At 64.8% G+C, this 19,379-nt stretch carries 20 protein-coding genes and 1 pseudogene; 9 read left to right on the forward strand and 12 right to left on the reverse strand.

Annotation, left to right across the window (positions count from 1 at the left end; translation table 11 throughout):
- Positions 1 to 7 precede the first annotated feature (7 nt).
- Positions 8 to 406, reverse strand: a complete 399-nt coding sequence (locus PAA8504_RS17610) for a DUF4864 domain-containing protein (protein ID WP_108895463.1) — start codon at positions 404 to 406, stop codon at positions 8 to 10.
- A 74-nt stretch (positions 407 to 480) separates the two neighbouring features.
- Positions 481 to 2,064 carry a lysine--tRNA ligase gene (locus tag PAA8504_RS17615; protein ID WP_108895464.1) on the reverse strand — a complete coding sequence of 528 codons (1,584 nt, stop codon included), beginning with the start codon at positions 2,062 to 2,064 and terminating at the stop codon, positions 481 to 483.
- A gap of 105 nt (positions 2,065 to 2,169) precedes the next feature.
- Here PAA8504_RS17615 and PAA8504_RS17620 point away from each other — a divergent pair, with 105 nt between their 5' ends.
- Positions 2,170 to 2,592, forward strand: coding sequence for a tellurite resistance TerB family protein (locus tag PAA8504_RS17620; RefSeq protein ID WP_108895465.1), 423 nt, complete (start codon positions 2,170 to 2,172; stop codon positions 2,590 to 2,592).
- Between the two features lie 3 nt (positions 2,593 to 2,595).
- Here PAA8504_RS17620 and dacB read toward each other — a convergent pair whose 3' ends face one another.
- A complete protein-coding gene (gene dacB / locus PAA8504_RS17625) occupies positions 2,596 to 4,053 on the reverse strand; it encodes a D-alanyl-D-alanine carboxypeptidase/D-alanyl-D-alanine endopeptidase (RefSeq protein WP_108895466.1) in 1,458 nt (485 codons plus the stop codon).
- Positions 4,054 to 4,131: 78 nt separating this feature from the next.
- The gene (locus PAA8504_RS17630; protein WP_108895467.1) at positions 4,132 to 4,728 is read right to left on the reverse strand and encodes a nicotinate-nucleotide adenylyltransferase; all 597 of its coding nucleotides are present in this window, start codon (positions 4,726 to 4,728) and stop codon (positions 4,132 to 4,134) included.
- 245 nt (positions 4,729 to 4,973) lie between these two features.
- Between PAA8504_RS17630 and ctaD the strand changes: the two genes are divergently transcribed.
- Together ctaD and PAA8504_RS17640 are read left to right on the forward strand one after the other, a co-directional pair.
- On the forward strand, positions 4,974 to 6,653 hold the full coding sequence (ctaD, locus tag PAA8504_RS17635) for a cytochrome c oxidase subunit I (protein WP_108895468.1): 1,680 nt from the start codon (positions 4,974 to 4,976) through the stop codon (positions 6,651 to 6,653).
- A gap of 11 nt (positions 6,654 to 6,664) precedes the next feature.
- A complete protein-coding gene (locus PAA8504_RS17640; protein ID WP_108895469.1) occupies positions 6,665 to 7,198 on the forward strand; it encodes a DUF2244 domain-containing protein in 534 nt (177 codons plus the stop codon).
- A gap of 15 nt (positions 7,199 to 7,213) precedes the next feature.
- Here the strand turns inward: PAA8504_RS17640 and PAA8504_RS17645 are convergent, their stop codons facing one another.
- On the reverse strand, positions 7,214 to 7,675 hold the full coding sequence (locus PAA8504_RS17645) for a GatB/YqeY domain-containing protein (RefSeq protein ID WP_108895470.1): 462 nt from the start codon (positions 7,673 to 7,675) through the stop codon (positions 7,214 to 7,216).
- A gap of 131 nt (positions 7,676 to 7,806) precedes the next feature.
- Here PAA8504_RS17645 and carA point away from each other — a divergent pair, with 131 nt between their 5' ends.
- The 3 genes and pseudogenes from carA to PAA8504_RS17655 all read left to right on the forward strand — a co-directional run bounded on the left by carA (position 7,807) and on the right by PAA8504_RS17655 (position 10,703).
- Positions 7,807 to 8,955 (forward strand): glutamine-hydrolyzing carbamoyl-phosphate synthase small subunit, encoded by a 1,149-nt coding sequence (gene carA / locus PAA8504_RS17650; RefSeq protein WP_108895471.1) that lies wholly within the window; start codon positions 7,807 to 7,809, stop codon positions 8,953 to 8,955.
- A gap of 65 nt (positions 8,956 to 9,020) precedes the next feature.
- Positions 9,021 to 9,290 (forward strand): annotated as a pseudogene (locus PAA8504_RS22825) (GspE/PulE/PilB domain-containing protein); the annotation flags it as partial.
- A gap of 12 nt (positions 9,291 to 9,302) precedes the next feature.
- Positions 9,303 to 10,703: a glycosyltransferase gene (locus PAA8504_RS17655; protein ID WP_245897682.1), complete on the forward strand. Its 1,401-nt coding sequence runs from the start codon at positions 9,303 to 9,305 to the stop codon at positions 10,701 to 10,703.
- On the opposite strand, the gene PAA8504_RS17660 is transcribed toward PAA8504_RS17655, so the two are convergent.
- A complete protein-coding gene (locus PAA8504_RS17660; protein ID WP_108895473.1) occupies positions 10,669 to 11,319 on the reverse strand; it encodes a GntR family transcriptional regulator in 651 nt (216 codons plus the stop codon). The genes PAA8504_RS17655 and PAA8504_RS17660 overlap by 35 nt on opposite strands.
- A gap of 145 nt (positions 11,320 to 11,464) precedes the next feature.
- Here PAA8504_RS17660 and PAA8504_RS17665 point away from each other — a divergent pair, with 145 nt between their 5' ends.
- On the forward strand, positions 11,465 to 12,649 hold the full coding sequence (locus PAA8504_RS17665) for an FAD-dependent monooxygenase (protein ID WP_108895562.1): 1,185 nt from the start codon (positions 11,465 to 11,467) through the stop codon (positions 12,647 to 12,649).
- A 3-nt stretch (positions 12,650 to 12,652) separates the two neighbouring features.
- Here PAA8504_RS17665 and PAA8504_RS17670 read toward each other — a convergent pair whose 3' ends face one another.
- Positions 12,653 to 13,105: an Lrp/AsnC family transcriptional regulator gene (locus PAA8504_RS17670; protein WP_108895474.1), complete on the reverse strand. Its 453-nt coding sequence runs from the start codon at positions 13,103 to 13,105 to the stop codon at positions 12,653 to 12,655.
- Positions 13,102 to 13,557 carry an Lrp/AsnC family transcriptional regulator gene (locus tag PAA8504_RS17675; protein ID WP_108895475.1) on the reverse strand — a complete coding sequence of 152 codons (456 nt, stop codon included), beginning with the start codon at positions 13,555 to 13,557 and terminating at the stop codon, positions 13,102 to 13,104. The genes PAA8504_RS17670 and PAA8504_RS17675 overlap by 4 nt, the downstream gene beginning before the upstream one ends.
- A 132-nt stretch (positions 13,558 to 13,689) precedes the next feature.
- Here PAA8504_RS17675 and ilvC point away from each other — a divergent pair, with 132 nt between their 5' ends.
- Together ilvC and PAA8504_RS17685 are read left to right on the forward strand one after the other, a co-directional pair.
- Positions 13,690 to 14,712 (forward strand): ketol-acid reductoisomerase, encoded by a 1,023-nt coding sequence (gene ilvC, locus PAA8504_RS17680; RefSeq protein ID WP_108895476.1) that lies wholly within the window; start codon positions 13,690 to 13,692, stop codon positions 14,710 to 14,712.
- Positions 14,713 to 14,835: 123 nt separating this feature from the next.
- Entirely contained in the window at positions 14,836 to 15,744 is a 909-nt protein-coding gene (locus PAA8504_RS17685) for a DMT family transporter (protein ID WP_108895477.1), read from the forward strand.
- Here PAA8504_RS17685 and PAA8504_RS17690 read toward each other — a convergent pair.
- From PAA8504_RS17690 to PAA8504_RS17705, 4 genes are read right to left on the reverse strand one after another with little or no spacing between them, the layout of a single operon-like run.
- The gene (locus PAA8504_RS17690) at positions 15,695 to 16,120 is read right to left on the reverse strand and encodes a GtrA family protein (protein ID WP_108895478.1); all 426 of its coding nucleotides are present in this window, start codon (positions 16,118 to 16,120) and stop codon (positions 15,695 to 15,697) included. The genes PAA8504_RS17685 and PAA8504_RS17690 overlap by 50 nt on opposite strands.
- Positions 16,120 to 17,466, reverse strand: coding sequence for a phosphoglucosamine mutase (gene glmM, locus PAA8504_RS17695; protein ID WP_108895479.1), 1,347 nt, complete (start codon positions 17,464 to 17,466; stop codon positions 16,120 to 16,122). Before glmM ends, PAA8504_RS17690 begins: the two co-directional genes overlap by 1 nt.
- Positions 17,463 to 18,482: a dihydropteroate synthase gene (folP, locus tag PAA8504_RS17700; RefSeq protein ID WP_108895480.1), complete on the reverse strand. Its 1,020-nt coding sequence runs from the start codon at positions 18,480 to 18,482 to the stop codon at positions 17,463 to 17,465. The genes glmM and folP overlap by 4 nt, the downstream gene beginning before the upstream one ends.
- Positions 18,470 to 19,369: a dihydroneopterin aldolase gene (locus PAA8504_RS17705; protein WP_108895481.1), complete on the reverse strand. Its 900-nt coding sequence runs from the start codon at positions 19,367 to 19,369 to the stop codon at positions 18,470 to 18,472. Before PAA8504_RS17705 ends, folP begins: the two co-directional genes overlap by 13 nt.
- Positions 19,370 to 19,379: the final 10 nt, after the last annotated feature.

A 19,379-nucleotide genomic window follows, 5' to 3' on the forward strand; every position in this document is an offset into this window, starting at 1 on the left:
CTTTGGCCTAGGCGCCGACCTGGGGGGCAGTGACCAGACGCACACCGTTGATCTTCCATCCGGCCTCGCCCTGGATCATGTCGTATTCCAGCGTGTGAAACGCGCCACCGGCATCGCGGATCAAGACCCGTTGACGCAGGATGCCGCCCATGTCCTCGACGCCCAGATACTCGACTTCGTCCGGGCGGTAGACCATGGGGTAACCGTTGCGAACCATCCGCCCGAAATTCTCGGGTGTCTGGAACATCCCCTGGATCGATGGCGAGGCATAGCTGAACGCGCGACCGAAATCGTCGGCCATGAATGCATCCAGCTGGTCCGAGATCACGCCCTCAATCTGGGCCTGCTGCGCGTGGGACGGAACCGCAGCCAGGGTCAGCGCGGCGGCGAAGGTAATATGTCTCATGGGCAACCCTCCTGTCAGATCACCCTAAGACACGCCTCACCCCGTGCGAAGTTTCCTTTGCGTGACCTTTGGCCTCAGGCCGCGAGCTCACCCGCAAGCGCACGGTCTATCAGGGCGACAGTCTCCTCCACCCCGTAAAGCGCGATGAAACCGCCGAAGCGCGGACCCTGGCTTTGGCCCAGAAGCACCTCGTAAAGTGCCTTGAACCAATCGCGCAACGGCTCGAACGCGTGGGCCTTGCCGACCGCGAAAACTTCGGATTGCAGCGCCTCGGCATCCAGTCCGCCCTCCCACGCGACAAGCCTTTCGCGCAGATCGGCAATCGCGGCACGCTCGGCTTCAGTCGGAAGACGGTAGGTCTTCTGCGGCTTCACGAAGTCATTGTAATACCGCACCGCATACCCCGCCGCCTGATCGAGCTGCGGGTTATCCTCGGGGGAGGCGTCGGGCGCATAGCGCTGAATGAAGCCCCACAAGGCCCCTTTCTCTTCCGCGCCGGACACGCTGGCCAGGTTCAGAAGCATCGCGAAGGGTACGACCATGTCCGACCGCGTCACCGGGTTCGGGGCATGGATATGATAGACCGGGTTTGACAGCTGCTGGTCCGGGGTTTGGTCGGGATAGGCGCGCAACTGCTGGTGATACTCGTCCACCGCCTTGGGGATCACGTCGAAATGCATCCGCTTGGCGGTGCGGGGTTTCTGGTACATGAAATAAGAAAGCGACTCGGTCGAGGCATAGGTCAGCCATTCGTCGATCGAGATCCCGTTGCCGGAGGTCTTGGAGATCTTCTGCCCGTTCGCATCCAGGAACAGCTCGTAGACATAATGCTCGGGCGCCCGGGTCCCGAGGATCTCGCAAATCGAGTCGTAGATCGGCGTGTTGGCGGCGTGGTCCTTGCCGTAGATCTCGAAATCCACACCCAGGGCGGCCCAGCGCGCGGCGAAGTCGGGCTTCCACTGCAGCTTCACGTTGCCCCCGGTCACCGGCAGGGTCCATTCGCGCCCGTCCTCGTCGTCGAAGGTCACGGTGCCCTCGGCCGCATCGACATGTTTCATCGGCACATAAAGGACCCGACCCGTCTCCGGGTGGATCGGCAGGAAGATCGAATAAGTCTGCTGGCGTTCCTCGCGCAGGCTTTTCAGCATGACGGCCATGATATCGTCATACCGTTCGGCCGCACGGAGCAACGTCTCGTCGAACCGGCCCGAGCGATAGAATTCCGTGGCCGAGATGAACTCGTACTCGAACCCGAACGTGTCGAGGAAACGGCGCAGCATCGCGTTGTTGTGGTGACCGAAGCTGTCATGGGTGCCGAACGGATCGGGCACCTCGGTCAGCGGCTTTTGCAGATGCTCGCGCAGCGTGTCTGCGTTGGGCAGCGTGCCGGGAATCTTGCGCATCCCGTCCAGATCGTCCGAAAAGCAGATCAGCCTTGTGGGGATGTCCGAGATCACCTCGAACGCGCGGCGGACCATCGTGGTGCGCGCTACCTCGCCGAATGTTCCGATATGCGGCAGGCCACTGGGGCCATAGCCGGTCTCGAACAGGACATGACCCTTTGCGGGGGGCTGTTTCTCGAACCGTTTGACCAGCTTGCGCGCTTCCTCGAACGGCCACGCCTTCGAAGTCATCGCAATGTCACGCAGGTCGGTCATCGGTTTCTCCTTGGTCGAACGCGGGTCTCCCTATTGCCGGGGCCGCCCTGCGTCAATTATCGTCGCACCTGCGCACGTGCGGATGCGCCTGATGGAATGCCATAAATGAACGATTTCTCCCACTCGCTCAGCCCGCAGGATTGTCTCGTGGCCGTCATGGTCGCGGTGTCCGCCTCGGACGAGAACCTGCGCACCACCGAACTGGTGACGATCGAGCGGATCGTGAACCACCTGCCGGTCTTCGCGAATTTCGACCAGGACCGCATACGGACCGTGTCGCAGATCGTGTTCGACCTGTTCTTCGAAGAGGACGGGCTGGACGCGCTGTTCGGTCTGATCCGCGACAACTTGCCCGAACGCCTGTTCGAAACGGCCTATGCCTTGGCCTGCGACGTCGCGGCCGCAGACGGAAGCCTGGGCGAGTCGGAGATCCGCTTGCTGGACGAAATCCGGTGGGAACTGGATATCCCCCGCCTCAACGCCGCCGCGATCGAACGGGCCGCGCGGGCGCGGCACATGACGATCTGACGCCTAAAGCAGGTACTTCTTGCCCCAAAGCTCCAGCAGATTGCGCTGAAGGCCTTTGGCCACCGCGATCCAGCCACGCCCGCCTTCGGGGCGCTCGCGCTGGGCCATGGTCAGCGCATCGCGGCGCGGGATATCCCCGCAGAAGATCGCGAAGGCAAGCGGATCGCCCGAAGGGCCGCTGACGTACCCGGTCAGCGCGCTCACGAAGTTCAACGTCCCGGTCTTGGCGTCGACCTGAAACCGCCTGTCGTCCAGCGCGAACTCCTTCATCAGCGGCCGCAGCGCCCCGCCCGGACCGCTGCCCACCATGGCCCGCACCATGTCGGTGGCGGTGATGCGGCTGTCGTCGCCCAGCCCGGAATGATCCTCCAGCGAGACGGTTCGCAGGCCATATGTCTTCTTCAGCCACGCGTTCATCCGGTCGGCCGAGCCCTGCAAGGTTCTGACCGGCCCCAGCGTTTGAGAGGCGGTCAGGCCCATGATCTCGGCCGTGATATTCGTCGAATAGCGCAGCATATCCTCAAGCAATGGCGGAAGGACGTCGCTGCGGTGGGTATGCAGAACGACCCCCTCCACCGCGTCGGCCCGTTCGACGGGTCCTGCGGTCATGATCCCCTCGGCCCGGGCGACGGTCTGGAACACCTCGCCCGCGTAAAGGCCGGGATAGCGCACCGGAAGCCACCGCGACCCGCCGCTGCCCAGGGCCGCGCGCGCCACGGTCCAGCTATCGGTCCGGTCGCTTTGCTCGTACGTGTAGACGGGGCCGGACCGGTCGATTACCTCCATGCGGGCCATCTCGACGGCGGGGATATAGTTGCCCGACCGGCCGTCCATAGTCACGGAATAGCTGTTTCCCGACCGCTCCCACCCGAAGTGAACGCGATTGAAGTTCAGGTTCAGTCCGCAGATCGCCGGGTTATAGCCCACATGATCGGGCTGTTCGACGTCGATCTCGTGCAGGAATGGCAGGGCACCGGTATAGACCTTCACCTTGCCGCCGATCTCGCGGATGCCCTGTGCCTTCAGCGCCATGACGACAGAGGCAAGGTCGTCCGTGTCCAGAACCGGATCGCCACCACCGGCAAGGATCAGATCGCCTTCGATCCGCCCATTCGTGACGGGGCCAGTGGCGACCGCAGTCGTCTCGTACCGATAGTCCGCCCCAAGCCGGTCCAGAGCCCAAAGGGTGGTCAGGGCCTTCGCGGTCGAGGCCGGCGGCATCGGCAAATCGGGTTCATGGCTGTCCAGGATTTCTCCGGTTCGGGCATTCGCGACCGCAAAGCCCACCTGCCCGGGAAGCCGCGTCTTGCGCACCAGATCCGCGCCACCAGGCAATCGTGCCAGGTATTCCTCGGGGTTGCGGGGCCGCGGGCGGATCGATCCGCTGGGTGCCTCGGCCCATGCGGACGTCGCGGTGGCCGAAGCAAGCCCGGCTAGCATGTGACGGCGTGTCAGGCGCATCCTATCCTCCAGTAATTCTGGGCACATAGGTCGCGGCACCACCGGGGATCAAGCGAATCGGCCTGACATACGTTCAATTCACCGTTTCCAGACCCCGGCGCGCCGCAACGCTGTCGACGAGTCCGAGCGCATCGGGATATTGGCAAAGGACCAAGCTGGCGGATCGCATTGTGCCAGCAGCCCCGCAGGGACCCGGCTGTGGCGCAGCATGCGTGCGGCCGTTCCGTTCAGCGCCGACAGGCGATGCCCCGGTCGGGCCAGGACGCCTATGGGAACGGCGCCCGCAATCGATTTCCAGCGATCCCACTTGTGAAACTGCGCCAAGTTGTCGGACCCCATCAGCCAGACGAAGCGCACACCGGGATAGCGGGCCTTCAAAGCGGCGATCGTGTCGGCCGTGAACCGCGCCTTGATCTGAACCTCGAGCGCGGTGACGTCGATCCGTGGATGGTGCGCCACGTCCGCTGCATGGGCCACCCGACGTTCGAGGGATGCGGGCGTGTCGCGCTTCAGCGGATTGCCGGGCGAGACAAGCCACCACACCCGGTCCAGGGCAAACCGTTTCATCGCCTCGGTCGTGATGGCCAAATGCCCCTGATGGGCGGGGTCGAACGATCCCCCCAGCAGCCCGACAGCCTGGCCGGGGGTGGCGATGGGCCAGTCCGGCCCCCTCATGCGGTTCCCTTCTCCATGCGCCTTGAATGGCTCCCATGTTCGATATGTGCAAGATTGGGTTTCCCGACGATTGCATCCACCGATCCGACGCGAAGGCTTCGGCGCAGCCGGGGGGCTGTCCCGGAAAACGCCGCCGCGCCAAAACGTATCATTGCGGGCTGGGGCACTTCGGCATAAAAGCCACGCGACGTGCGCGGACGAGGGACGCTGCGCGGCAGTAGTCAATGGGAACCAGGAGGCACGACATGGCTGACGCAGCCGTTCACGGCCATGACGGACACGACGACGACCGGGGATTTTTCACCCGGTGGTTCATGTCCACGAACCACAAGGATATCGGTATCCTTTACCTCTTCACCGCTGGTGTGGTGGGCTTCATTTCAGTAGCCTTCACCGTCTACATGCGGATGGAGCTGATGGAGCCGGGCGTCCAGTACATGTGCATGGAGGGGGCGCGCCTGTTCCCCACCGCAACCGAGAACTGCACGCCAAACGGTCACCTCTGGAACGTGATGATCACGGCCCACGGCATCCTGATGATGTTCTTCGTGGTGATTCCGGCGCTGTTCGGGGGCTTTGGCAACTATCTTATGCCGCTTCAGATCGGCGCGCCGGACATGGCGTTCCCGCGTCTGAATAACCTCAGCTACTGGCTGTTCGTGGCAGGGTCGACCCTCGCGGTCGTCTCGGTCTTCTCGCCGGGTGGCAACGGCCAGCTCGGCTCGGGGATTGGCTGGGTGCTGTACCCGCCGCTGTCCACGACCGAAGGCGGCTATTCCACCGACCTCGCGATCTTCGCCGTCCACGTTTCGGGTGCGTCGTCGATCCTGGGTGCGATCAACATGATCACCACGTTCCTCAACATGCGCGCGCCGGGCATGAGCCTGTTCAAGGTGCCGTTGTTCTCGTGGTCGATCTTCGTCACCGCGTGGCTGATCCTCCTGGCCCTGCCGGTCCTTGCCGGCGCGATCACCATGCTGCTGACGGACCGCAACTTCGGGACCACCTTCTTCGACCCTTCGGGCGGCGGTGACCCGGTCCTGTACCAGCACATTCTGTGGTTCTTCGGACACCCGGAAGTGTATATCGTCATCCTGCCCGGCTTCGGCATCATCAGCCACGTGATCGCGACCTTCTCGAAGAAGCCGATCTTCGGCTATCTGCCGATGGTCTGGGCGCTGATCGCCATTGGTGTCCTCGGGTTCGTCGTCTGGGCCCACCACATGTACACGGTGGGCATGTCGCTGACCCAGCAGAGCTATTTCATGCTGGCCACGATGGTCATCGCGGTTCCCACGGGCATCAAGATCTTCTCATGGATCGCGACGATGTGGGGCGGCTCGGTCGAGATGAAGACCCCGATGCTCTGGGCGTTCGGCTTCCTGATCCTGTTCACCGCCGGTGGCGTGACGGGCATCGTGCTGTCCCAGGCGGCCATCGACCGGGCCTATCACGACACCTACTATGTCGTGGCGCACTTCCACTACGTGATGAGCCTTGGCGCCGTCTTCGCGATCTTCGCGGGCATCTACTTCTACTTCCCGAAATTCACCGGGAAGATGATCCCCGAATGGATCGGCAAGACCCACTTCTGGGCGATGTTCATCGGGTCGAACCTGACGTTCTTCCCCCAGCACTTCCTGGGCCGTCAGGGCATGCCCCGCCGCTACATCGACTACCCCGAGGCGTTCTCGCTCTGGCACCACGTGTCGTCCTGGGGCGCATTCCTGAGCTTCGCGTCGTTCCTGTTCTTCATCGGCGCCATCTTCTGGGTGCTGCTGCGGGTGCCGAAAACCGCGCCGGCGAACCCCTGGAACGAATGGGCGGATACGCTGGAATGGACCCTGCCCTCGCCCCCGCCGGAGCACACGTTCGAAACGCTTCCCAAGCGCGAGGACTGGGACAAGGCACCGGCCCATCACTGAGGCGACACGACATGCCCATCGAATGGCATAAGGTCACGGAAGGGGCCCCGGCAGCGGCCGGGGCCTTTTCGCATCAGGGGGGGCGACCTTTCGCCACCTTGCGTCTATGGCCGCATAGATCTCTGCCGCTGGCCGGGTTCGTCGGGGTCATGGCCTTCACCGGTCTCATGTTCTTGGTTCCGCTGGCACCGATGATCGGCACACCCGTATTCTGGGGGCTTCTCCCGTTCATCTGCCTGGCGATGGCCGCTCTGTATCTGTTCTTTCTCAGGAACTACCGAGACGGGGAACTGACCGAGGAACTGACGGTCTGGTCAGACCACATCGCCCTGATCCGCCACAATCCGCGCACGCCGAATCAGACCTGGGAGGCCAATCCCTACTGGATCACTCTGTCGCTGCATGCAGACCGGGGCCCTGTGAGGAATTACCTCACCCTTGCAGGTGGTGGACGCGAGGTCGAGCTTGGCGCGTTCCTCAGCCCTGAGGAACGCGAAGCTGTGTTCGACGATCTGGATCGTCTGTTAAAGCGCCTTCCTTACTAAGGACGGTGGTCCGGGTCAGCTCAGCCGGGCCTTCACCTTCGGACCCACGAGCCCGAAATCCAACTGGCCGGTATAGCGCTCCTTCAGAACACCCATGACCTTTCCCATATCCCGGATCGAGCTTGCGCCAGTCTCGCTGATCGCGCGGTCGATCGCGGTCTCGGTTTCCTCTTCCGACAATTGACGCGGCAGGAATTCCTCGATGGTGCCGATCTCCGCGCGCTCGGCCTCAGCCAGTTCCAGGCGTCCGCCCTCCTCGTAGGCGCGGGCGCTCTCCTGACGCTGCTTGATCATGCGGCCCAAAATCTGGCGCACTTCGGCCTCGGTCACGCCGTCGGGGCCGTCGTCGCTGGTGCGGGCGGCGATATCGCGATCCTTGATCGCGGCATTGATCAGGCGCAGCGTCGACAACCGCGCCTGCTGCTTTTCCTTCATGGCCGTCTTCAAGGCGGCGTTGATCCGGTCGCGCAGTTCCATTGGCTGTCCTCGCGTGAATGACGCACGCTACCTATGCCCCCCCGCCCGGGACGGCAAGCATGGCTTGACCGCTTCCCCTCTACTCCATACATCGCGATAGATTTGCGCACACCCGCCCGGAGACACCGCCGATGCCCCGTCAGACACCGACCGCCTGCCTTGCCCTCGCCGACGGGACGATCTTCTACGGCCGCGGTTTCGGCGCAACCGGCCAGACCACGGCCGAGTTGTGCTTCAATACCGCCATGACCGGGTACCAGGAGATCATGACCGATCCGTCGTATGCCGGGCAGATCGTGACCTTCACCTTCCCCCACATCGGCAACACCGGCGTCACGCCGGAGGATGACGAAACCGCAATTCCCTTCGCGGAAGGGATGGTCGTGAAATGGGACCCCACGGCGTCCTCCAACTGGCGCTCGGCCGAGGAGCTGGGCGACTGGCTGCGCCGGCATGGCAAGATCGGCATCGGCGGCATCGACACCCGGCGGCTGACTCGCGCCATCCGGCAGCAGGGCGCCCCCCACGTCGCGCTGGCCCACGACCCCGAGGGGCGTTTCGATATCCAGGCGCTGGTCGCCGCGGCCCGTGGCTTCCCGGGCCTTGTGGGTCGCGATCTGGCCAAGGATGTCAGCTGCCTGCAATCCTATCGCTGGGACGAAATGCGGTGGAGCTGGCCGGCAGGGTACCTCAAGCGCGAAGAGCCCGGCCACAAGGTCGTGGCGATCGACTACGGCGCCAAGCGCAACATCCTGCGCTGCCTCGCCTCGGCCGGGTGCGACGTGACGGTCCTGCCTGCCACCGCCACCGCCGAGGAAGTGCTGTCGCACAACCCCGCGGGACTGTTTCTGTCCAACGGTCCCGGCGATCCGGCCGCGACCGGCAAATACGCGGTGCCGATGCTGCAAGAGATCATGAAAACGTCGGACATGCCGATCCTCGGGATCTGCCTTGGCCACCAGCTTCTTGGGCTGGCCCTGGGGGCGCAGACGCAGAAGATGAACCACGGCCATCACGGCGCCAACCATCCGGTCAAGGAACTGGCGACGGGCAAGGTCGAGATCACGTCGATGAACCATGGCTTCACCGTCGACGCGCAGAGCCTGCCCAAGGGCGTGGACGAGACGCACGTTTCGCTCTTCGACGGGTCCAATTGCGGCATCCGGGTCACGGACCGTCCGATCTGGTCTGTCCAGCACCACCCCGAGGCATCGCCCGGCCCGCAAGACAGCTTCTACCTGTTCGAGCGTTTCGCGAAGGTGATGGACGACGTCGCCTGACGTTAGGCTTAATGCTCCGTTAGGGTTTACGGGTCAGGGTCTGCGGAACCAACCGCGACTCCGCCATGCCCCTTGACTCGACCGCAAACAGCGCATCCGGCGCACAGCTTACCCCGCACGGGTTTCCCGATCCGGACGCGATCCGACGTCTGGGTGCGCCGTTTTGCGCCCGCCACGGAATTCTGCCCTTGCGCCCGGCCGGCGCATTACGACCTGTCTTGTGCGAAGACCCCGGCAGCTTCGCGGCAATCTCTGACCGAGTTTCGGAGGTTTTAGGGCCCGTTCGCCCCTTCCCCGCCCTCCGGGAGGATATCGCCACGCAATTGATCCGCTTCGCGGGTGACCCTTTGGCCAAAAGCGCCGAACAGCGCAGCCCGCCGGATCGCAGTTGCCGCGACCTCTCTCCTCGCGTGGCGCGCATCGTCATCGTCCTGTCGCTTGCCGCACTGGCGGCCGTCGCCGCACCAAAGGCCGTATTTCTCGTGGGGAACCTCCTTGCGATGCTCTGCTTGATGATCCACACCGCGATGCATGTGGTCGCGTTGATCCCGAGCCGGGTACCGACGTCCGATCCACCGCCTCTGCCCGACGCGGAATTGCCGGTCATCTCGATCCTGGTGCCGCTATTTCAGGAACAGGACATCGCCACCATCCTGATGGGTCGTCTGGCTGCATTGGACTATCCACGGGATCGGCTGGATCTATGCTTGATTGTCGAACACACCGACCGGATCACTGCGGCGACCCTTGCTCAGACCAGTCTGCCCGGCTGGGTGCGGGTCCTCTCGGTCGCGCCCGGAACAGTGCAAACCAAGCCGCGCGCGATGAACATGGCCCTCGACTTCTGCCGGGGCAGCATCGTCGGGATCTACGACGCCGAGGACGCGCCAGATCCCCGGCAACTGCGCAAGGTCGCCGATTATTTCGCCCAAGCGGACCCGCAGGTCGTGGCGCTGCAGGGGCGTCTGAATTTCTATAACACGCGGGCAACCTGGCTGACGCGGTGTTTTTCCATCGACTACGCGGCGTGGTTCTGGGTCACGCTACCGGTGGTACAGAAGCTGGGCTGGCCGGTTCTTCTGGGGGGCACGACCGTGTTCCTACGCCGCGAGGCCCTTGAGGCCGTCGGGGGATGGGATGCCCATAACGTCACCGAAGATGCCGACCTGGGCATCCGTCTGGCACGGGCTGGATACCGGACCGACCTGATCGACACCGTTACGTTCGAGGAGGCCACGGCCAATCCGAAAGCATGGATACGACAGCGTTCGCGGTGGCAGAAAGGCTATGCGGTGACGTGGGTCGCGCATATGCGGCATCCCATCTCATTGCTGTGCGATCTTGGTCCATGGCGCTTCTTCGGCGTGCAGGTCCTGCTTCTGGCGTCCCTGGTCAGCACGGCGCTTGCGCCGTTCCTGTGGCCGATCTGGCTGCTACTGGTGAACGTGCACCACCCGGTTGCCGGATTGGTCCACCCCTGGGCCTTCCTGGCCATCAGCCTCTTTTTGGGGTCAACCCTGATCATTCACCTTATCGTCCTCGTGGTCGGAGTTGTCCGGCAAGACCGACCCGCCTTGCTGCCTTGGATCCCGGTGATGCAGCTTTATTACCCCCTGGCAACGATTTCGCTGGTCAAAGCCGTGGTCGAGTTCGTGATTTGCCCGTTCTTCTGGGACAAGACGAGCCACGGCGTGACCAAGCCCGATCTAGAAGTCAGTAAGACACGTCGCGCCCCGAATCAGACCTGAGCCTGGTTTCGTAAGCGGTCGAGATATGGGCCGTCAGAGCGGCCCGCGCCGCCGCGCTGTTCCGCCCCTCCAGCGCCGTTACGATGCAGTCATGCTCGGTCAGGGCATCGGACCCGCGCCCTTCGATGGCCAGCGATGTCGTCGCCAGCAACGCCATGGAACGGTGAACGAGATCCAGCTGCTGAACCAGGAACATGTTGTGGGATGCCAGGTGAAGCTGCTTGTGGAACCGCCTGTTCGACCGGCTGAGTGCTGCGGGGTCAGACAGCCTCTCCCGGTCATCCTCGACCATGCGGCGTAGGACCCTCAGTTCCTCGTCCGTGGCATGACGCGCGGCCAACTCGGCCGCCAGCCCCTCCAGTTCGGTCCGCACGACATAAAGCTCGGCCATCTGGTTATGGTCCAGCGACGCGACGATCAGGCTGCGTCCGTCCCGGGTCAGCAGCGACTGCGTTTCCAGCCGTTGAAGGGCCTCGCGGATCGGGGTGCGCGATACGCCGAACCGTTCCGCCAGTTCGTTTTCGACCAGCCGGTCGCCTGGCTTGTAGATACCTTCGTCGATCGCCTCGAGGATCAACCGATACGCATCTTTCTGTGGAAGTCTGGGGTCGCCCATGCCACCTCCCTTGGAGCCAGGGCGAACCATAGATCGGCCCTGCCCGGATCGCTAGAGGCGCGGGGATCCGCCAACCATGGCCTTTGTGTCGCAGAAGCGAAATGTCGGCTTTCATGTCCCGGTGGCCCGGCTACTTTGTCTGGTCATGACCGATACAGATATTTTCATTTCCGGGGCCGGGATCGCCGGTATGATCGGGGCCGCCCTTCTGGCCCGGCGCGGGTATCGCGTGACGGTGTGCGATCCGGCCACCCCGCCGGAAGAGATGACGTCGGAGGGGTCAGACCTACGATCCACCGCATATCTCGCGCCCTCGATCGCTGTTCTGGAAGAAGCGGGCCTGTGGGAAAAGCTGGTGCCGGACGCGACGCCTCTCGAAGCGCTCCGGGTTATGGATTCCGCCGGTTGGCCGCCGCGGCAGACCGCGACCCGCACGTTTCGCCCGGCCGATCTGGTGCTGGATGCGTTCGGGCGCAACGTGATGAACTGGCGCGCCCATCGCACACTGCTGGGCGCGCTGCGCGATGCCCCGAACGTGACGCTGATGCTGGGCGTCGGGTTCGCCGACCTTCTGGCGCGCGACGACCGGGCTTTCGTCACCCTGACGGACGGGACCCGCCTGACCGCCAAGCTGGTCATCGGCGCGGATGGGCGGACCTCCCCCGTGCGTGAGGCCTGCGGGATCGAGACGCGCATTCGGCGCTATGGCCAGAAGGCCGTCGCGTTCGCCTGCACCCATGACCTGCCGCACCAGGGAATCTCGACCGAGATCTACAATGCCGGCGGGGCGATGGTGACCGTTCCGCTGGCTGATCAGAACGGGAGCCCCGCCTCCTGCATAGTGTGGATGGACAACGGGGACGCCATCACCGCTTTGACCCGGATGGAGCCGGACGCCTTCAACGCCCGCCTGGCCGATCGCGCGATGCATGTACTGGGGCCGATGCGGAAGGCGACCCCGCTTCGGGTCTGGCCGATTGTGACCCAGACCGTCAATCAACTGATCGCCCGCCGCACCGCGCTGGTGGCCGAGGCGGCACATGTCATGCCGCCCATCGGGGCACAGGGATTGAACACGTCGATCGCGGACATGAAGACGCTTGCGGATCTTCTGGGCGAGGATCCCGGCGACCCCGACGGTTTGGCGCGCTATGCCAGCCTGCGCCATAGGGACTTGGCGATACGAACCGCGGCCATCGACGCCTATAACCGCCTGTGCCGATCTGGTTCAGGGCCGATCCAGGCCATCCGTGCCGCGGGTCTGCGTGGCGTCGCGGATATCGCCCCGCTGCGCCAGCGGATCATGAAGGCCGGGATGGGCGGCGCCTGACGATCAGATCGGACCGGGGCGACGCTCTTCGCTTAGCAGGACGTTCGCCTCGACATTGCCGACGCCCGGCAGGGTCATGATCCGGCGCCGCAGCACGCGTTCGAAATCCGCGATGTCACGGGCGACGACCCTCAGCCGATAATCGTAAAGGCCTAGCACATGCTCGACCGTCTGGACCTCGGGGATGGCGGTGATGGCGCGTTCGAAATCGCCCAGAGCCAGTCGCCCCTTCGCCGCAAGTTTGACGCCGAGGAACACGGTCACGCCGAAGCCCAGCGCATTTAAGTCGAACTCCAGACGTTGCCCGGCCAAGACGCCGGCCGCCTCCAACCTCTGCACGCGCCGCCATGCGACGGGCTGCGACAGACCCACGGCTTGGCCCAAGGCGGCGGAACTGAGCGTCGCATCCTGCTGCAACGCGCGCAGGATGGCGCGGTCGGCCTCATCCAGGGTCACAGGGGCAACCTTTCGTCGGTTTTCAACGTGGCCACCTGCATCAGCGCCTCGATATCGGCGATATGGGGCAAGGTCAGGATACGCTCACGATAGATGCGGTGATAGTCTGCCAGATCCCGCGCGATCACGGACAGGCGGATGTCGACCCGGCCGAGGAAGGTCTGTATTTCCACCACTTCCGGCACGGCACGCGCCTTTTCCATGAAGCTGTCGAAGGATCGCGGGTCTGTCTTGTCCAGCGTGAACCGAAGCGAGACGGCGATCTCGAACCCCAACGCGCGCCAGTCGATGCGCGCGTGTCGCCCTTTCAGCACACCGGACTGGCGCAGTTTCTCGAACCGCCGGGCGGCTAGCTGGGGCGACACCTGCGCCCGACCGGCCAAGGCCGACAGCGTCGCGGACGGATTTTTCTGAAGCTGGCGCAAAAGACGGCGGTCCGTATCGTCGAGCATGGAAATCACGTTATCCCCATATTTGCCGAATTGCTTACAGCACCCAATGCGATCAAACCAGTCGAAGTATGGGTTTCACCCGGCCAACGCCCCCCTATGCTGCGCCCATCGAACATTACGGAGGGGACGGATATGCGCGTCTACTACGATCAGGACTGCGACATTAACCTTATCAAGGACATGAAGGTGGCGATCCTTGGCTATGGCAGCCAAGGCCACGCCCACGCGCTGAACCTGCGCGACTCGGGCGCCAAGAACGTGGCCGTCGCGCTGCGCGAAGGGTCGCCCAGCCGCAAGAAGGCCGAAAGCGAAGGGCTTCAAGTCATGGGGATCGAGGAAGCCGCCGCGTGGTGCGACCTGATCATGTTCACCATGCCCGATGAGCTTCAGGCCGAGACATACAAGAAATACGTCCACGACAACCTGAAGGAAGGCGCGGCCATCGCGTTCGCCCACGGTCTGAACGTGCATTTCGGCCTGATCGAACCCAAGCCCGGCGTCGACGTCATCATGATGGCACCCAAGGGCCCCGGCCACACGGTCCGCGGCGAATACACCAAGGGCGGCGGCGTGCCCTGCCTCGTCGCGGTGGATCAGGACGCCAGCGGCAAGGCGATGGAAATCGGCCTGAGCTACTGCTCGGCCATCGGTGGCGGCCGGTCCGGCATCATCGAGACCAACTTCCGTCAGGAATGCGAAACCGACCTGTTCGGTGAACAGGCCGTGCTGTGCGGCGGCCTGGTCGAGCTGATCCGCATGGGCTTCGAGACGTTGGTCGAGGCCGGCTACGAGCCCGAGATGGCCTATTTCGAATGCTTGCACGAGGTGAAGCTGATCGTGGACCTGATCTACGAAGGCGGCATCGCGAACATGAACTACTCGATCTCGAACACGGCCGAGTATGGCGAATACGTCTCGGGGCCGCGCATCCTGCCCTATGACGAGACCAAGAAGCGCATGAAAGAGGTTCTGTCGGATATCCAGACCGGCAAGTTCGTCCGCGACTTCATGCAGGAAAACGCAGTCGGCCAGCCGATGTTCAAGGCGACCCGCCGCCTCAACGACGAACACCAGATCGAACAGGTCGGCGAGAAGCTGCGCGGCATGATGCCCTGGATCAGCGCCGGCCGCATGGTCGACAAGGACAAGAACTGAGGCAACCTGCCTGAGGGCGGAGCCACACCACCAGCGCGCGGGCAGGGACACCTTTCCCGCGCGTCTTTCATGTCGCGGCATCACGGGGTTTCCCCCGCCCCGCGCCGGGCATAGGAAAGCGCCATGACCGCGCGCCCCACCCTCGAAAACTGGCTGTCCATCCTGTTTCTCGGCCTGATCTGGGGCGGGACGTTCATGGTCGTCGCGGTCGCGCTTCGCGGCTATGGGCCGGTCACCGTGGCCTGCGCGCGCACGACGCTGGGGGCGGTGGCCCTTCTGACCCTGATGCGCGCCCTTGGGCGGTCCTTCCCCAAGGATGTGGCGACCTGGGCCTACGCGGTGCCCATTGGACTGTTGACCACTGCCCTGCCCTTCTTCCTGCTCAGTTGGGGCCAGCAGCACGTGCCCTCGGCCTTCGCGGGCCTGTCGATGGCGGCGCTGCCCCTGTTCGTGCTGCCACTGGCCCATTTCTTCTCGGACGAGCCGATGTCGCTCAGGCGGGCGGCGGGCGTGACGCTCGGGTTTTCCGGCGCCGCCCTTCTTCTGGGGCCGGGCGTGACCGCATTGGGAACCGACACGGCCAGCGCACTGGGACAGATCGCATGCCTTTCGGCCGCGGTCTCCTACGCGGTGGGGTCCATCCTGACACGGCGCTGCCCCCCGCTTGATGCAATCACGCTTACGGCCGTCACCTTGACCGTGGGCGCGGCCGTCCTGATCCCTGCCATGCTGCTTTTCGAGGGGGTGCCGCGCTTGTCGTCCAGCCTGTCGGATCCCGCGATCATCCTGTTGGGGCTGATCCCCACGGCGCTGGCGGCGCTGATCCGCGTGCGGGTCGTGCAGACGGCCGGGTCGGTCTTCATGACGCTGGTCAACTACCAGGTGCCGGTCTGGTCGATGGTTCTGGGCGCCGCCATTCTGGGCGAAGTGCTACCGATCCGGTTCTTCGCCGCCCTGGCCCTGATCCTGACGGGGCTGGCGGTCAGCCAGTGGGGCGCGCTGGGACGGCTGGTCCGGGGGCGGGCCGCGTGAAGACGAAGCGGCGGTCCAGCCGGTACTTGATCCAGTAGCCCAGGGCGAGGCCCAGAACGGCGCCAAGCTCTCTCATCGGGTCGGTCCGAAAGGTCAGCCAGAACGCCGTTTCGAATCCCCAGAAGATCAGCGTCGTCACGACGCCCATCAGTGAATAAAGGCCGAACCGCCGGGAATGGGCTGACAGCCCCGTGCTGCGGTCCCCGAAAATCCACCTCTTGTCCAGAACGTACTTCAGCACAAGGCCCGCGGCGGTCCCGGCGATCATCGCGGGCAGGAACGACTCCGCACCGCCCAGAAGCACGGCGCGTTGCACGCCCAGATTGGCCAACGTCGCCAGCGCCGCGAACAGCGCATAGCGCACGGCAAGCCGCATCAGGCGGCGACGCGGGCGATCCGGTCGGCGATGCCGTCCACCACTTCGGTCAGAAGCGCCTCGTCCTCGCATTCGGCCATGACGCGGATCAGGGGTTCGGTCCCGGACTTGCGGATAAGCACCCGGCCCGTTCCGCCCAGACGCTTCTCGGCCGCCTCGATCTCGGCCTTGACGGTCTCGTCCTCCAGCGGGGCCTTGCCCTTCGCATAGGTGACGTTCTTCAAAAGCTGCGGCACCGGGGCGAACTGCGCGGCAAGCTCGGACGCGGTCCGGCCGGTCTCCACCATGGCGGTCAGGAACTGCAAGCCCGCCAGAAGGCCGTCGCCGGTGGTCGCATGGTCGGTCATGACAATATGGCCCGATTGTTCGCCGCCAAGGTTGAAGCCCCCGGCGCGCATCGCCTCGACCACGTAGCGGTCGCCGACCTGCGTGCGGTGCAGGGACATGCCCCGGCTGCCCAGATAGCGTTCCAGCCCGAGGTTCGACATCACGGTCGCGACCAGCGTGCGCTGCGACAGCCGGTTCATCGCGCACCAGCGATCCGCGAATAGCGCCATCAGCTGATCGCCGTCCGCCCGCTCGCCGTTCTCGTCGATGATGAGGACGCGGTCGGCATCCCCGTCGAGGCAGATCCCCAGATCGGCGCGACGCTCGCGCACCATGCGCTGCGCCGCCTCGGGACGGGTCGAACCGCAGTTGAGGTTGATGTTCAGTCCGTCGGGCGCGGTTCCCATCTCGATCACTTCGGCGCCAAGCTCCCACAGGACCTCAGGCGCAACGCGGTAGGCCGCGCCGTTGGCGCAATCGACCACGACACGCACCCCTTCGAGGTTCTGCCCCGGCGGCAGTGTGGCCTTCAGCCGTTCGGCATAGCGCGAGCGGCCGTCATCGATCCGGCGCGCCCGGCCGATATTGGCGGGACGGGCCGCATCGACGCCGTTCTCCACCAGCTTCTCGATCTCGATCTCGGCAGCGTCGGACAGCTTGAAGCCGTCGGGGCCAAAGAACTTGATCCCGTTATCCTCGTGCGCGTTGTGACTGGCCGAGATCATCACGCCCGCATCCGCCCGCATGGACGGCGTCAGACACCCAACCGCAGGCGTGGGCACCGGCCCCAAAAGCAGGACGTTCATTCCGACGCTGGTGAACCCGGCGGTCAGCGCGTTCTCGAACATATACCCCGAAAGGCGTGTGTCTTTGCCAATGACGATCCGGTGCGCCCCTGCCCCTTCGCGACGGAAATACCGCCCGGCGGCAGCGCCCAGTTTCATCGCCATCTCGGCGGTCATCGGGTGGGTATTGGCCGTGCCGCGCACGCCGTCGGTACCGAAAAGCTTGCGGGTCATGGGACCTCTCCTATCGTGGCGGCACGCCAAAGGTCGACGGCCTGCCGGGTCTGCGCCATGTCGTGAACTCGCACGATCTGTGCGCCCTGCGCAATCGCGGCAAGCGCGACCGCCAGGGAACCGGGCAGTCTTTCGCTTGTCCGGGGCGCACGGCCGAGGGTTCCGATGAACTTCTTGCGCGAGGCCCCTACCAGCACAGGACAACCCAGCGCGTGGAAGACCGAAAGATTGGCCAGAAGCGCCAGATTGTGCTGCAGCGTCTTGCCGAACCCGATGCCCGGATCGACCACGATGCGAGCACGGGGTATGCCCCTGGCCTCGGCCACGTCGATGCGCGCGGCAAGGTGGTCGTATACATCGGCGACCACGTCGTCATAGTGCGGCGCGTCCTGCATCGTCTGCGGATCGCCCTGCGCATGCATCAGGCAGACGGGCAGACCGCTGGCCGCGGCGGTGTCGGCCATGTCGGGATCGAAGGTCAAGGCCGACACGTCGTTCAGCATGTCCGCCCCGGCATAGATCGCGGCCTCGGCCACCTTCGCCTTGCGGGTGTCGATCGAGATCGCGCCGTCGAAATCGACGCGCAGCGCACGGATCAGGGGCGCCGTACGAGCAATCTCGTCGGAAAGAGGCACTTCCGTGGCCCCGGGTCGGGTGCTTTCGCCGCCGATATCGACGATGTCCGCCCCGTCCGCGGCCAGTTTGCGCGCCGCCACGATGGCCTGGTTCCGGGTCTCGAACTGCCCCCCGTCCGAGAAGCTGTCCGGCGTGGCATTCAGGATCGCCATGATCCGCGGGCGGTCGAAGCTAAGATGTCCCAGGGCCGGGCGGTTGGCCGTCAGGCGGAGGCGCACGTCTTCGGGCAGCGCATTGGCCGGGACAACCTGCCCTTCAGCACCGGCCTCGCGTCGCTCGACATGGGTGAACCACGTCCAGCCACCGCCCAGGGTCAGCGCATCGTTGGGCCGGGACGGGCCAGTCTGAAGAAGCGGGCGCCAATACGTCAAAGCGCCCATCTCTCTGTCGGGATCGAAGCGTCCGGCGTGTCGGCATCGACGACCACCATACGGGCGGCGCGCATCTGCTCGGCGAACCATGCCGCCAGCCGGACCGTATCGCGCGGCTGGGCAGAAGGCGGCTCGACTGCGTCCAGCACCAGTTTCGAAGGAGCCCAGACCGTCGTGCGGCCGTTCTTCATGGCCCAATCCAGTTCGGTCCGGGTTTCGACCACGACGCAGCGGGCATCGCGTGCCGCCAGACGCCAGCAATTCTGTTCGATCGCCAAAAGGTCGATCCGGCGCTGGACCATGGCATGCCCCGTTTGCGGCGCGGCATTCGGCGCAGGACCGACGCAAAGGATCACGCGGCCAAGCGCCTCGATCCGGTCCAGAATGCCCGGAAGGTCCAGCGCGTCGATTGCGGCGTTCGACAGGAAAGCGATGACCGGATGCGGCGCGGTGTCGTCGCCGACCTCCCGCACGGGGCCTGTGGCCGACCGAACGATCTCCACGCCCAATGCGCCGGGTCCGAGGTCAAGCTTTTCGATCCGGACGAAGCAGCGCAGGGCCAGGGGCCGGGCCAGCAGCCGCTGGGCCACACGCTCGGCCAGGGTTTCCAGAAGGTTCAGCCGCTCCTCGGCGAGGCTTGCGGCGATCGACTCGGTGATCGTGTCGTAGGAGAGGACGGCGTCCACGTCGTCGGTCTGGCCCGCATTCGAGGGGCGCACCTCGACCACGACGTTGAACAGAACCCGCTGCGTGCGGCCCCGCTCCTGCTGGAAGGCACCGATCTCGACTTCGACCACGTGGTCGCGCAGACTGATCCGGTCCGGAAACCCCGCGGGCGGGTAGGCCGCCGCGCGGGCTTCGGGATGCTCGAAAGCCAGTTTCGTCTCGTCACCCATGGCGCCCCTG

The sequence above is a fragment of the Palleronia abyssalis genome (assembly GCF_900302445.1).
Taxonomy (GTDB): Bacteria; Pseudomonadota; Alphaproteobacteria; order Rhodobacterales; family Rhodobacteraceae; genus Palleronia; species Palleronia abyssalis.

Excerpts from the sequence above, each read along its gene's own strand:
- PAA8504_RS17610 (WP_108895463.1), bottom strand. The coding sequence starts at position 406 with ATGAGACATATTACCTTCGCCGCCGCGCTGACCCTGGCTGCGGTTCCG.
- PAA8504_RS17615 (WP_108895464.1), bottom strand. The coding sequence starts at position 2,064 with ATGACCGACCTGCGTGACATTGCGATGACTTCGAAGGCGTGGCCGTTC.
- PAA8504_RS17620 (WP_108895465.1), top strand. The coding sequence starts at position 2,170 with ATGAACGATTTCTCCCACTCGCTCAGCCCGCAGGATTGTCTCGTGGCC.
- dacB (WP_108895466.1), bottom strand. The coding sequence starts at position 4,053 with ATGCGCCTGACACGCCGTCACATGCTAGCCGGGCTTGCTTCGGCCACC.
- PAA8504_RS17630 (WP_108895467.1), bottom strand. The coding sequence starts at position 4,728 with ATGAGGGGGCCGGACTGGCCCATCGCCACCCCCGGCCAGGCTGTCGGG.
- ctaD (WP_108895468.1), top strand. The coding sequence starts at position 4,974 with ATGGCTGACGCAGCCGTTCACGGCCATGACGGACACGACGACGACCGG.
- PAA8504_RS17640 (WP_108895469.1), top strand. The coding sequence starts at position 6,665 with ATGCCCATCGAATGGCATAAGGTCACGGAAGGGGCCCCGGCAGCGGCC.
- PAA8504_RS17645 (WP_108895470.1), bottom strand. The coding sequence starts at position 7,675 with ATGGAACTGCGCGACCGGATCAACGCCGCCTTGAAGACGGCCATGAAG.
- carA (WP_108895471.1), top strand. The coding sequence starts at position 7,807 with ATGCCCCGTCAGACACCGACCGCCTGCCTTGCCCTCGCCGACGGGACG.
- PAA8504_RS17660 (WP_108895473.1), bottom strand. The coding sequence starts at position 11,319 with ATGGGCGACCCCAGACTTCCACAGAAAGATGCGTATCGGTTGATCCTC.
- PAA8504_RS17665 (WP_108895562.1), top strand. The coding sequence starts at position 11,465 with ATGACCGATACAGATATTTTCATTTCCGGGGCCGGGATCGCCGGTATG.
- PAA8504_RS17675 (WP_108895475.1), bottom strand. The coding sequence starts at position 13,557 with ATGCTCGACGATACGGACCGCCGTCTTTTGCGCCAGCTTCAGAAAAAT.
- ilvC (WP_108895476.1), top strand. The coding sequence starts at position 13,690 with ATGCGCGTCTACTACGATCAGGACTGCGACATTAACCTTATCAAGGAC.
- PAA8504_RS17685 (WP_108895477.1), top strand. The coding sequence starts at position 14,836 with ATGACCGCGCGCCCCACCCTCGAAAACTGGCTGTCCATCCTGTTTCTC.
- PAA8504_RS17690 (WP_108895478.1), bottom strand. The coding sequence starts at position 16,120 with ATGCGGCTTGCCGTGCGCTATGCGCTGTTCGCGGCGCTGGCGACGTTG.
- glmM (WP_108895479.1), bottom strand. The coding sequence starts at position 17,466 with ATGACCCGCAAGCTTTTCGGTACCGACGGCGTGCGCGGCACGGCCAAT.
- folP (WP_108895480.1), bottom strand. The coding sequence starts at position 18,482 with ATGGGCGCTTTGACGTATTGGCGCCCGCTTCTTCAGACTGGCCCGTCC.
- PAA8504_RS17705 (WP_108895481.1), bottom strand. The coding sequence starts at position 19,369 with ATGGGTGACGAGACGAAACTGGCTTTCGAGCATCCCGAAGCCCGCGCG.